12 protein-coding genes are annotated in these 13371 nt (G+C 38.7%); 1 reads left to right on the forward strand and 11 read right to left on the reverse strand.

Translation table 11 applies throughout. From position 1 onward, the window contains the following. Positions 1 to 16 precede the first annotated feature (16 nt). Genes KI363_RS00220 through bcd form a run of 4 tightly spaced genes read right to left on the reverse strand, consistent with a single transcriptional unit; the run spans position 17 to position 4606 of the window. A complete protein-coding gene (locus tag KI363_RS00220; RefSeq protein ID WP_158322771.1) occupies positions 17 to 1000 on the reverse strand; it encodes an alpha-ketoacid dehydrogenase subunit beta in 984 nt (327 codons plus the stop codon). Positions 1001 to 1005: 5 nt separating this feature from the next. Further along, positions 1006 to 2013, reverse strand: a complete 1008-nt coding sequence (locus KI363_RS00225) for a thiamine pyrophosphate-dependent dehydrogenase E1 component subunit alpha (protein WP_158322769.1) — start codon at positions 2011 to 2013, stop codon at positions 1006 to 1008. A 33-nt stretch (positions 2014 to 2046) separates the two neighbouring features. Continuing rightward, on the reverse strand, positions 2047 to 3465 hold the full coding sequence (lpdA, locus tag KI363_RS00230) for a dihydrolipoyl dehydrogenase (RefSeq protein ID WP_158322767.1): 1419 nt from the start codon (positions 3463 to 3465) through the stop codon (positions 2047 to 2049). A 43-nt stretch (positions 3466 to 3508) separates the two neighbouring features. After that, a complete protein-coding gene (gene bcd / locus KI363_RS00235; RefSeq protein ID WP_158322765.1) occupies positions 3509 to 4606 on the reverse strand; it encodes a branched-chain amino acid dehydrogenase in 1098 nt (365 codons plus the stop codon). 227 nt (positions 4607 to 4833) lie between these two features. On the opposite strand from bcd, the gene KI363_RS00240 reads away from it, so the two are divergent. Beyond that, positions 4834 to 5079 (forward strand): DUF2627 domain-containing protein, encoded by a 246-nt coding sequence (locus tag KI363_RS00240; protein ID WP_158322763.1) that lies wholly within the window; start codon positions 4834 to 4836, stop codon positions 5077 to 5079. A 100-nt stretch (positions 5080 to 5179) separates the two neighbouring features. Here KI363_RS00240 and KI363_RS00245 read toward each other — a convergent pair whose 3' ends face one another. The 7 genes from KI363_RS00245 to dxs form a co-directional block, all read right to left on the reverse strand. Further along, complete coding sequence (locus tag KI363_RS00245; protein ID WP_158322762.1) at positions 5180 to 5932, reverse strand: glycerophosphodiester phosphodiesterase; 753 nt, start codon at positions 5930 to 5932, stop codon at positions 5180 to 5182. A gap of 28 nt (positions 5933 to 5960) precedes the next feature. Continuing rightward, on the reverse strand, positions 5961 to 6749 hold the full coding sequence (spo0A, locus tag KI363_RS00250) for a sporulation transcription factor Spo0A (protein ID WP_158322761.1): 789 nt from the start codon (positions 6747 to 6749) through the stop codon (positions 5961 to 5963). 208 nt (positions 6750 to 6957) lie between these two features. Beyond that, complete coding sequence (spoIVB, locus tag KI363_RS00255; RefSeq protein ID WP_158322760.1) at positions 6958 to 8241, reverse strand: SpoIVB peptidase; 1284 nt, start codon at positions 8239 to 8241, stop codon at positions 6958 to 6960. Between the two features lie 109 nt (positions 8242 to 8350). Further along, positions 8351 to 10045, reverse strand: a complete 1695-nt coding sequence (gene recN, locus KI363_RS00260; RefSeq protein WP_158322759.1) for a DNA repair protein RecN — start codon at positions 10043 to 10045, stop codon at positions 8351 to 8353. A 27-nt stretch (positions 10046 to 10072) separates the two neighbouring features. Further along, a complete protein-coding gene (gene ahrC / locus KI363_RS00265) occupies positions 10073 to 10522 on the reverse strand; it encodes a transcriptional regulator AhrC/ArgR (protein WP_158322758.1) in 450 nt (149 codons plus the stop codon). A 111-nt stretch (positions 10523 to 10633) separates the two neighbouring features. Beyond that, entirely contained in the window at positions 10634 to 11467 is an 834-nt protein-coding gene (locus KI363_RS00270) for a TlyA family RNA methyltransferase (protein WP_158322757.1), read from the reverse strand. 5 nt (positions 11468 to 11472) lie between these two features. Continuing rightward, on the reverse strand, positions 11473 to 13365 hold the full coding sequence (gene dxs, locus KI363_RS00275) for a 1-deoxy-D-xylulose-5-phosphate synthase (protein WP_158322756.1): 1893 nt from the start codon (positions 13363 to 13365) through the stop codon (positions 11473 to 11475). Between the last annotated feature and the right edge of the window lie 6 nt (positions 13366 to 13371).

Genomic DNA, 13371 nt, shown 5'->3' on the forward strand with positions numbered 1-13371 from the left:
TACCTCCTTACCTGCATTAAAATTCAGCTAGCTCGCGCATTGATTTTTCGACTTTGTCGGGATTAATCAAGAAGCTCTTTTCCAACGTTGGAGCGAAAGATGTTGCGGGAACATCTGGCCCAGCCAATCTCATGATAGGCGCGTCCAGTTCAAACAAGCAGTGTTCGGCAATAATCGCTGCAACTTCACTTATCACACTACCTTCCTTATTATCTTCAGTGATAAGTAATACTTTACCTGTCTTAGATGCTGCATCGATAATAGCTTGTTGATCAAGCGGATAAACCGTCCTTAAGTCAAGAATATGCGCCTCTATTCCCTCGGCTGCTAAACGATCAGCAGCTTGTAGAGCAAAATGGACACATAATCCATAGGTGATAATCGTAATATCATCACCTTCCCTTTTCACATCCGCTTTTCCAATCGGCAATACATAATCCTCTGTTGGCACCTCACCTTTAATCATTCGATAGGCCCTTTTATGTTCTAAAAACAGCACAGGATCTTCGTCACGAATGGCTGCTTTTAACAATCCTTTTATATCATAAGGGGTAGAAGGCATAACAACTTTCAAACCTGGCTGATTGGCAAAAATCGCTTCGATCGATTGAGAATGGTACAAGCCACCACCGACGCCTCCCCCATAGGGTGCCCGAATCACCATTGGACAACTCCAATCATTATTAGAACGGTAGCGGATCTTAGCCGCTTCTGAAATAATTTGATTGACGGCTGGCATAATAAAATCAGCAAACTGCATTTCGGCAATTGGTTTATACCCATACATTGCCGCGCCAATCCCTACTCCTGCGATGGCAGATTCAGCCAGTGGCGTGTCAATGACTCTCTTTTCACCAAATTGTTGATATAGGCCTTGGGTTGCCTTAAAGACACCGCCCTTTTTACCGACATCCTCCCCAAGAATAAAGACTTTTTCGTCTCGCTCCATCTCTTCCTTCATAGCTAGAGTGACAGCTTCAATATAAGATAGGACCGCCATTTGTTTTATTCCCCCTGTTTTTCCGCTGCATAAACGAAATTTAGAATCGTATCCGGTTTCGGATCTGGTGCACTTTCCGCGTATTCCGTTGCCTCGTTTACTTGCCTCATTACACGATCATTTATTTCTTTCTCTTTATCCTCATTTAAAACGCCAACTTCTGTTAAATAACGACTGAACAAGGAAATTGGATCTTTCTCTTGGATTTGAGATAACTCTTCCTCTGGACGATAATGACGATGGTCATCATCTGATGAGTGTGGCGTATTCCGCTGTGTCATCGTTTCAATTAATGTGGGGCCTTCTCCCCGTTTTGCCCGTTCAACGGCAATTTTCACTACCTCATATACAGCAAGCGGATCTTGTCCATCTACAGTAAATCCAGGCATTCCATATCCTTGTGCACGATCTGCAACTTGCTTACAAGCCAATTGTTTCTCAGCGGGGACTGAAATGGCATATTGGTTATTTTCGCACATGAAGATAACCGGCAATTTATGAACCCCTGCAAAATTAGCCCCTTCATGGAAATCGCCTTGATTGGATGACCCTTCACCAAAGGTAACAAAGGAGACAATATCCTCTCCCGCCATGCGAGCAGCCAAGGCAATTCCAACGGCATGGGGAACTTGTGTTGTAACAGGAGAAGAGCCTGTTACAATCCTATTTTTTTTATCACCAAAATGGCCCGGCATTTGTCTCCCGCCCGAGTTAGGGTCTTCTGCTTTGGCAAAGCTTGATAGCATGATATCCTTTGCTGTCATACCAAATGAGAGAACGACTCCAAGATCTCGATAATAAGGTAAAATATAATCCTTTGCCCGGTCAAGTGCAAAAGCTGCCCCTACCTGTGCAGCTTCTTGACCTTGACAAGAAACAACAAAGGGGATTTTTCCGGCACGATTTAAAAGCCATGTTCGCTCATCTAATCGCCTTGCCATCAGCATTGTTTCATATATTTCTAAGACATTTTCATCACTAAGCCCAAGCTCAGCATGACGGGTTTTTACCATGTAAATCCCTCCCTAATTTGAATATATACGGCATTATATGTGGATTGCTGTACGGTCCACAGCTAGTGCCGCTTCACCTATTGTTTCGCTTAACGACGGATGTGGATGAATCATCGTTCCCACTTCCCATGGAGTCGCATCTAAAACAAGAGCTAACCCTGTTTCAGAAATTAAATCTGTCACATTTGGACCAATCATATGAATTCCCAATAGATCATTTGTTTCCTGATCTGCTATGATTTTAACAAACCCAGTTGAATCTCCAAAAACAAGTGCTTTTCCATTTGCTAAAAAAGGAAAATTGCCTATTTTAACTTGAAACCCATTATTTAAGGCTTCTTTTTCTGTCATACCAATACTTGCGACCTCCGGATGACTATAAACACATCTTGGTACATTTTGATACTGAATAGGGCTTGGATTCAGTCCGGCAATATGTTCAACGGCTTGAATCCCTTCATGTGATGCAACATGAGCAAGTTGTAATCCACCAATGACATCCCCAATTGCGTAAATATGCGATTCTTGGGTTTGCATATTATGATTGACTTGAATAAAGTCCTTTTCAAGTCGAATATCTGTATTTTGTAAGCCGATTTGTGAAATGTTCGCCTCTCTTCCGACAGAAACAAGAATTTTTTCTGCAGAAAAGCTCTTTATTTCATCATGTTTTTCTATTTGAATTGTCGCTTCCCCGTTATCAATCCTAATGGTTTCTGCCAATACTTTGGCATTCGGGATGATCTGGACACCCTTTTTCATTAATTCTTTCGTAAGTTCTTGGGAAATGTCTTGATCTTCATTAGGAAGGATTCGATCCGCATATTCTAGGACCGTCACTTCCACCCCAAAATCTGATAGCATGGAAGCCCACTCGATCCCAATCGCTCCTCCACCGATAATTAAGATAGACCTAGGCAGTTGATTTAGTTCTAAAGCATGTTCAGACGTCAATACAGTCTCCCCATCAATTTTTAATCCCGGTAAAGTTCGCGGATTAGATCCAGTTGCAATGATTAAATTTTTCGGAATTAACAGTTCATTATCATCTTCTAGTTCCACAGATACCGTTCCAGGTAACGGTGAGAAAATGGAAGGACCTAAAATGGTGCCTACTCCATTATAAACGTCAATCTTTCCTTTTTGAATGAGTTGCTGAACACCTTTATATAATTGGTTTACGATTTTATGTTTTCGTTCTTGGACTTTTTCAATTTGTAACTGTACTTTGTCTGTGACCACACCAAATTCAATACTTCTGTTTGCAAGAGAAAAAACTTCAGCACTGCGGAGCATTGCTTTACTTGGTATACACCCCTTATGCAGGCATGTACCACCGAGTTTATCACTTTCTACGATCGCTGTCTTTAAACCAAGCTGAGAGGCACGAATAGCAGCAACATATCCACCAGTTCCGCCTCCTAAAATGACCAAATCATACTCAACAGCCATTCTATTTCCTCCCATCTATTTTCTACAATTTTGTTTCCACAGCTTAAATTCTATTAGCCAAAATATGCTTATCATTAAGGAGGAATTGGCTACGAGATTTTCTCATTTGTTCGATTCTTTCTTCTGCCATACGGTCTGCAGCTAAATACGTTGGAATATGATCCCGTTTCGAAATTTCGATTACCTTTGCAACATTTTGGTAAATCGTCTCTACTCTTTTTAAGGCTCTTTCACGATTATAACCGTATAATTCATCAGCTACATTGATTACGCCCCCAGCGTTAATGACATAATCGGGAGCATAGACAATGCCCATCTCATGAATAAGATCGCCATGCTGAGGATCTTGCAATTGATTATTGGCTGACCCAGCAATTACTTTTGCCTTTAATTGCGGGATTGTTTGGTCATTAATAATCGCTCCCAAAGCACATGGAGAAAAAATGTCTGCATCTACACTATAAATATCATCTGGATCCACTGCTTTTGCGTCAAAAGCCGTAACTGCACGATTAACAGAGTCTCTATTGATATCTGTCACAATTAATGATGCGCCTTCCTCATGCAAATAACGACATAGTTCAAACGAGACGTTTCCGACACCTTGAACGGCCACTACTTTCCCTTCAAGTGAATCGGATCCAAAAGCTTCTTTTGCAGCAGCTTTCATTCCTACATAACAACCATAAGCTGTCACAGGAGAAGGGTTTCCTGATGATCCCGAAGCTTGAGAAATCCCCGTTACAAAATTGGTTTCTTCATAAATCAGATCCATATCTTCTACGGTAGTACCGACATCTTCAGCTGTAATATAACGACCATTTAACCCTTGGATAAACCGACCAAAAGCTCTAAACATTGCTTCATTTTTATCTTTTTTCGGATCACCAATAATAACTGTTTTTCCTCCACCTAAGTTAAGACCGGCTGCCGCATTTTTATATGTCATCCCTTTTGCCAATCGCAAGGCATCTTCAATAGCCGCTTCTTCCGAATGATAAGTCCACATCCTTGTACCACCTAAAGCCGGGCCAAGTGTTGTATCGTGAAGAGCGATAATGGCTTTTAGACCTGATGCTTCATCTTGACAAAATAAAAGTTGTTCATAATCATATTTCTCCATATAATCGAATATTTTCATTTTTGAGCGCCTCCCGGAAGTGTCTCTCTATTATGACCTAATATTGATACCTAATCCTAATTCTCTACTTTATTATTGTAACGAAAAGCCCGTTGCTTGACAAATCTTTAAGGTGTACTATGATTTTTTTATACAGAAAAAGACAAAAGCTTGCTTTATTGTTGCAAATGAGGCGATTTTGTTAGCAGCTTACATTGTCAGTAATTCAAAATTGAAGGAGTATATATATGGGTAGAATCGTGGCACTAATTTTATTAGTCATCCCCGGTATCTTGGCAGGATATGGGATCAAATTAATGCGGGATATGCTATTTGGCATTTTGCAAAAGCCTTTTCCATTTCTCTGGTTACAATTTTTAAGTGGTGCCGTTTTTTTTGTAATCGGATTAGGGTTTATCGCAGGTTTTGTCCTTCACCGTGACCGCAAAAGAAATAAAGTACAAAAGCGTTTTAATAACAATGGGGTAAAATAATATTGGGATAAACGGCTAAATCGGGACTAGTCCTAAATAAAGACTGACTGAACAATAAGAAAGACGCAAACTGAAAGACATAATTCAGTTGCGTCTTTTTTTATTGGCTTAAATGACCTTTACGTTCTAACACTTTTTTTAATTTCACCGCTTTTTCGGGAAAATCGGTAATAATGGCTGAACAATTTAGTTGAAAAAGTCTCTTCATGTCTCTTCTCTTATTAATGGTATAAGGACGTACATGAATGCCAAATTCCATTGTTGTTTTAATCAAATCATTTGTTATTATTTTTAATTTTGGGTGGATACCACTTGCCTGTAAAGTTGAGGCATATTCCCAAGGCTTATATAAATAATGATTATACAATGGGGCTGTTTCAACTGCTGGGCAAATTTCTATCATTTTCTGAAGGGAAAGGTGATTAAAGGACGAAATAATAATACGTTTCTCATAAGAATATTTATAAATTAGAGCAGCCACTTTTTCCTCAAGTTCTTCGTAAGAAAAAATATTGTTTTTCAATTCTATATTACAGAGGCATTCATTTCCTTGCATCCAATCAAATACTTCTATTAGGGTTGGAATTTTACACGCCTTTTTAAAATAATGCTTAAAGTGATGATTCGCTTTTAAGTTTTGCAATGAAGATCTTGTAAAGTCTTTAACCAGCCCACTACCATTCGTTGTTCGATCAACAGTGGTATCATGAATCACCACAATTTCTCCATCTGAGGTTAATTGAACGTCCAGCTCTATCCCATCTGCTCCAGCTCGTTCTGCCGCTATAAACGCCTCCATTGTATTTTCTGGTTTTGTTCCCGAAGCACCCCGATGTGCTAATACTATGGTCATTTTTTCACCACCGTTGTCTAAACCACTCTTATGATGCTTTATGCTCTAACCTCAATTTATCCGCCACCATCGCGATAAACTCGCTATTCGTAGGTTTTGCTTTAGACATACTCACTGTGTAACCAAATAAAGAAGATATAGAATCGACATTTCCTCTACTCCATGCTACTTCAATGGCATGTCTGATTGCTCGTTCAACACGACTAGCTGTTGTATTAAATTTCTTGGCAATATCCGGATATAAAACCTTTGTGATCGAACCGAGCAATTCGATATCCTTATAAACCATTGATATCGCTTCTCTTAAATACAAATAGCCTTTTATATGAGCCGGAACCCCAATTTCATGTATGACAGAAGTGATGCTTGCTTCTAGGTTTTTTTCCGGTTTCGTTTCTTGGGAGTGATGTTTCACTTGATTTGTATTCCTCTTCAATCCACTTGCCTTTCCACTAACTTGGCGGATATGTGTAACTAAATGCTCCATATCAAAAGGTTTTAAAATGAAATAAGAAGCTCCTAATTCAACCGCTTTTGTTGTGACATCTTCTTGCCCAAAGGCTGTTAACATGATGACATTCGGAACCCGTTTATTGAGATCCCGTAATTTACCTAATACTCCTAATCCATCTAAATGAGGCATAATAATATCTAAAACCAGAACATCTGGTTCAACATCGTCTAAGAGATCTAAACACTCTTGCCCATTATGCGCTGTTCCAATCACTTCGATATCTTCCTGCGCAGAAAGATACTCATCTAATAATCCCACTAATTCTCGATTATCGTCCACAACACACACTTTAATTTTCTTCAAATTTTTTCCTCCTTAAGCCGTTGATTCCTTATTTTGACACTAATAGATAAATACGCCAAAGAAATTAAAAATCCTTTAAATTTATCGTTTTTTTTATAAAATCTTACACATGCTATGTTTTTCTCTCGTTTTCGCCCTTATTCGACTTTCTTTTTTTATATTTGTCGAATTTTCTTTATAAAAAAAGAGGGGACGCAGTTGCGAACCCTCAGCTAGCTTTTTCCATCTCATCCTTATATATATTAATACCTGCTTGATTTAACATCCATTCAACATGAACTCCATAGCCTGAAGTTGGGTCATTTACGAAAACATGGGTGACAGCTCCAATCATCTTCCCGTCTTGGATTATGGGACTTCCGCTCATCCCCTGTACAATCCCCCCCGTTTTCTCTAACAATTTGGGATCTACGACCTTTAAGACCATTCCCTTAGTGGCAGGATATTTTTGCGGAATCGTACTGACGATTTCGATATCAAAGGCCTCGACCTTATCGCCATCTGTCACCGTTAAAATTTGAGCTGGCCCTTCTTTTACTTGATTCGCTAACGTAATGGGAAGGGGCTTATCCATAATTCCATTGGCAATAGGTTTCTTTAAATTTCCAAAGATCCCAAACGGACTATTTGTTGTGATATCACCTATCACTTCCCGATTCGCTGAAAATCGAGCTAATTTCTCTCCTGGTGCGCCATTTTTCCCCTTCTCAATTGCTGTAACAGTTGATTTTACAATTTGTCCATTATCCACGACAATTGGCTGTTTGGTGTCCATATCTGAAATAACATGTCCCAAGGCACCATATTTATGGGATTTTGGTTCATAAAATGTCATCGTCCCAATTCCTGCTGCAGAATCGCGGATATACAAGCCTAATTTAAAAGATTTTTCTTTATCATCTTTTACAGGTTGAAGAGTCGCATTTAATGTCTCTTTTCCTCTTTGTAAAGAAATGTCCAATTCTTTTTGATTTTTTCCTGCCTCATCTACAAATGGAGCTACATCAGCCATGTTATTAATTTTTTTTCCATTTATCTTTGTAATAATGTCTCCAAGCTGGATTCCTGCTTCTTCACCAGGGGATACTTTTTTTCCATCAGCTAATACTAAATGATGCCCTACAACTAAAACTCCAAGGGTATTTAGCTTTACTCCCACTGATTGTCCGCCGGGATACACTTTCATATCCTTTAAAACATTCACATCGACCTTTTTGACCGGAATACCCGAAAATTCTAAAACGAATTCATCTGTGCCAGGACTCTTCCCTTCTAAAGAAATGGCTTGCTGACTTTCTTCCAAATCAACCTTCTCGGAAGATAGCGTGGAAACCGTCACAGCACTAGCTTTCGTAATGGATTGTTCTTGGCCTTCAAATAAGGTGATGTTACTTGGTATTTGAATGAATTGTTGAACAGGTTTACTGAAACTTAACATTAAAAGTGAAACAAGGAGAATTCCACCTATTGCTTTTCTTATCCAATCATGCATGTACTTTTTCACTCTCCTCGCTTTCTAGCCCACATCTTTAATTTAGCCCGGTTGCCCCTTATTTATAAGTGGAAGAAAGTAAAAAAGCTGTCCAAAATAGGATAGCTTTTCAAGTATTTTTTAAAGTACTCGCAATTTCTAATAATTCCTTAGCATGTTCCCTCGTTAATTCTGTCATTTCCGCACCCGAAATCATTCTGGCAATTTCGTTAATCTTTTGCTTTTTTTGTAAAATGGTTAATTGAGTCTTTGTTCTGCCAGATTCTTCCTTTTTAGAAATTAAAAAATGAGTATCAGACATCGCCGCTACTTGAGGTAAATGGGTAATACAAAGCACTTGAGAATGACGAGCGATATTCGATATTTTTTCGGCAATCGCTTGGGCGACCCTTCCACTTACACCAGTATCAACTTCATCAAAAATAATCGAGGTAATTCCTTGGTGTTTAGAAAAAATCGTTTTTAGCGCTAACATAATCCTCGATAACTCTCCACCAGAGGCTATTTTGGATAGTGGCTTTAATGGTTCGCCAGGATTTGTGGAAATATAAAACACGACCTCATCTATGCCATCTTTCTTAAAATCCAAATGATCTTTTTCATCCAATATAAAGACAGGTTTAAAAACAGCTTTATCCATATAAAGTTCTTTTAGTTCACGATGAATGTATGTGGATAATCTTTCTGCACTTTGTTTTCTTAATTTACTTAAATATTTTCCTTCAACAGCTAAGTCCTTCTTAATGGAATCCATTTTTTGCTCCAGCTGATCAATTCGGGCTTCACGATTTGTTAAAGTTTCCATTTCTTCTTCAATTTTAGCCCCGTATTCGAGAATTTCTTCAATTGTTCCCCCATATTTTCTTTTTAATTGGTTGATTTCATGGATTCGACTTTCGATTTCGTTTAATCGGTCAGGATCAAATTCCATATTCTCTAAACCTTCTCTTATTTGTGCCGAAACATCCTCTAATAAATAGTAGCTATTTGCAGTGGCTTCATATGCTTCAGAGTATTGCTCATCTAATTCCGCAGCACTTTCTAAATGACCCATAGCATGTCCAATATAATCTAATCCAGCTTTCTCCCCCTGAATTCCGTCATAACTGGCTTTTAATGACTCATAAATCTTTTCAAAGTTCGATAATTGCTTTCTTTCCGTAAATAACTGTTCGTCCTCATTCAGTTTTAAATCAGCATTTTGAATATCTTTAGCTTGAAATTGCAAAAGATCTAATCTCTGAGCGATTTGTTGTTCATTTAACTTAAGATCATTTATTTGTTTAAGTGTTTTTACATATGTTGAATAAATTTCTCTGTAATTCATTAATGCATTTGTGATTTTCTCCCCACCAAATTGATCGAGCAAAGCTAAATGGCGTGACTCGTCCATTAACTCTTGATGCTCATGTTGACCATGAATATCAACAAGAGTACTCCCTATTTCGCGCAAAATCGAAATGGTGACCAATTTTCCGTTGATCCGACAGACACTTTTCCCATTGTGAGAAATTTCACGTCGTAAAACCAACATCCCTTCTTCAATCTCAATTCCGAATTCACTAGAACGTGAATAGCATGGATGATCTGGGGCTAAATCAAATAATCCTTCAATTTCTGCTTTCTTTTCACCATGGCGAACAAATTCAGATGAACCTCGACCACCCATTAGTAAATGTAATGCATCAATAATAATCGATTTACCTGCACCCGTTTCCCCCGTCAAAACCGTAAGGCCTTTTTCAAAAGAGACGTATATTTCATCGATGATCGCAAAGTTTTTAATCGATAATTCCTGTAACACAGCAAATTCCCCTTTTTCAAACACATTTTAGAGCATATCAATGAATTTCTGATTCACAGAAGTAGCATCTTCCGACGTTCTACAAATAATTAAGCATGTGTCATCTCCACAAATACTTCCCATAATTTCGTCCCAATCTAACTGATCAATCAAAGCTCCCACAGCTTGAGCGTTCCCTGGTAAAGTTTTCATGACAATTAAATTTTGTGAGTAATCAATCCCGACGAATGAATCTGTCAGGGACCGTCTTAATTTTTGTAGAGGATTAAAGCGTTGATCTGCTGGTAAACTATATTTATAACGCCCATCCGCTAAGGGAACTTTTACAAGATGCAGTTCTTTAATATCACGAGAGACAGTAGCTTGGGTGACATTAAACCCTGCGTTCTCCAATTCTTCAACCAGATCATCTTGTGTTTCAATTTCCTTCTTCCCAATCAATTCACGTATCTTAATATGTCGTTGTCCTTTTGTCATTCTCTTACCGCCTTAAATTTTTATATGGTATGGATCTGTATAATTATACTGTATTATACAACAAAAAACGAAACAAGCAAAAGAGGGGTATCCCATTGGACATCCCTCTTCTTACTTTTTAAATTGGTTATGGGCTTGTTCTACAACTTCTACTGTGGAAATAACAGAAAAATCCTTTCCAGTTTCATCATGATTGCCTAAACCAGACCATGAAAGGTGGATAAGAAATTCAATATTTCCTTCTCCTCCTGTAATCGGAGAAAACGATACATTTTGTATGTCATATCCTTGTTGTAAAGAAAATAGTTTAATTTTATCCACTACTTTTACATGAATATTTTTTTCTCTCACAATTCCCTTTTTCCCTACTTCTTCTCTTCCAGCCTCAAATTGAGGTTTTATTAAAGCTATAACATCACTTTCAGGTGATAATAATCCTTTTAATACAGGTAAAATCAACGTTAAAGAGATAAAGGATACATCAATTGTGGCAAAACTTGGCATTCCCTCATTTAAATTTTCGGGTTTTACATAACGAAAATTGGTTCTTTCCATCACGACAACACGCGGATCATTTCTCAATTTCCAAGCCAGTTGGTTATAGCCTACATCAAGGGCATAAACCATTTTTGCACCATTTTGTAAAGCACAATCAGTAAATCCTCCCGTTGATGCACCTATATCTAACATTACTTTATCTTTTACCGTCAATTGGAATTCCACTAAAGCTTTTTCTAATTTCAAACCGCCACGACTCACGTATGGCAAAGGATTCCCCTTTACTTGAATAGGAGTATCGATCGCTATCTTTTCCCCAGGCTTATCGAAGCGTGTTTCGTTTGAAAAGACAATCCCTGCCATAATCGCTCGCTTGGCTTTTTCACGTGTTTCTACTAAACCTTTTTCAACGAGTAAGACATCTAGTCTTTGTTTTTTTTCCTTCATATTGGTTACGCCCTTTTTTTCTTAGCAGGGAGCATAGAATTTATTTTGTTGATAATCTGATCAGAAGTCAAACCGATCTCGTTCCACAATTCTTTGACACTACCATGCTCAATAAAACGATCAGGAATTCCCATACGTTCAATCGTTGTATTAGAGTAACCATGATCATGAGCAAATTCTAAAACGGCACTTCCAAAGCCACCCTCAAGTACGGCTTCTTCTACCGTTAAAACTGGCCCACCCGTACTCAAAACTTTTTCAAGCATCCCTTCGTCTAACGGTTTAATAAAACGCGCATTAATAACTTGAACCGAGACCCCTTGTTTTTCTAACTGGTAGGCTGCTTCCATGGACATTGGGATCGTTGTTCCAAAGGTTAAAATCGTTGCTGTTGATCCTTCTTTCAGTAATTCCCAACTTCCGATCGGAATTTTTTTATATTTTTCATCCATTGGCACACCATAGCCATTACCACGAGGGAATCTCATGGCAATCGGTCCATCATCATATTGATTTGCTGTGTACACCATATGTTGCCCTTCATTCTCATCTTTCGGCATCATGATGACCATATTAGGTAAGGAGCGTAGAAAAGCAATATCAAATACACCTTGGTGAGTTTCTCCATCTGCTCCTACTAAACCAGCCCGATCGATTCCAATAAAAACATTTAAATTTTGCCGACAAATATCATGAAGAACTTGGTCATATGCTCTTTGTAAAAAGGTTGAATAGATAGCAAGAAAAGGTTTCATCCCTTGAGTTGCCAGTCCCGCAGCCATTGTTGTTGCATGTTGCTCAGCAATCCCCACATCAAACATTCGATCTGGAAATTCCTCCGCAAATTTCTCGAGTTTTGAACCAACTGGCATCGCAGGTGTTATGGCTACAATTCTCTGGTCCTCACGAGCGAGTTTACGCACGGTTTCACTTACTAGCGCACTCCAAGCCGGAGCTGTGTTAACCGGCTTAATAAGATCTCCGGTTTCCGTTTTATACGGCCCTGTACCATGCCATGTTCCAACTTTATCATCTTCCGCTGGACTAAATCCTTTTCCTTTTTTCGTAATGACATGGAGAAGAACGGGACCATCCATTTTTTTCGCATATTGAATATTTTCCAATAGCTCATCAAAATTATGCCCGTCAATCGGCCCTAAATAGGTGAAACCCAGTTCCTCAAAAAACATACCGGAAACGAGTAGATATTTTAAACTGTCTTTCACTCGTTCAGCTGTAGAAGCAAGTTTACCACCAACTGCCGGAATCTTCTTCAGTAAATATTCCAGTTCATCTTTTACCCACTGGTACTTTCCTGCTGTTCTTAATTTTCCAAGTACATTATTTAATGCCCCGACATTAGGCGCAATCGACATTTCATTATCATTTAGAATGACGGTCATGTTCGTTTGGCTATCGCCAATATGATTAAGGGCTTCTAATGCCATCCCACCTGTTAGAGCTCCGTCTCCTATAACCGGAATAACATGTGCGTCTTCTTTCTTTACATCTCGGGCAATCGCCATCCCCATTGCAGCAGACAAAGAAGTAGAGCTATGTCCCGTTTCCCAAACATCATGCTCGCTTTCTGACATTTTTGGAAAACCGCATAGTCCTTTGTATTGCCGTAAACTCTCAAATTGATCTGCGCGACCGGTTAAAATTTTATGCACATATGATTGATGACCAACATCCCAAATAATTTTATCTTTTGGACTATCAAAACATTTATGGAGGGCAATCGTTAACTCGACAACACCTAAATTAGGACCAATATGCCCGCCTGTCCATGATAATTTCTCTATTAAAAATGCGCGAACCTCTTCACTTAGTTGTTGGAGTTCCTCCTTGTTCATCGTTTTTAAAAAAGAAGGGTCTTTAATAGATAAAAGATCCAAATTGGA

Origin of the sequence: Lederbergia ruris (genome assembly GCF_018332955.1) — a bacterium.
Taxonomy (GTDB): domain Bacteria; phylum Bacillota; class Bacilli; order Bacillales; family Bacillaceae_C; genus Lederbergia; species Lederbergia ruris.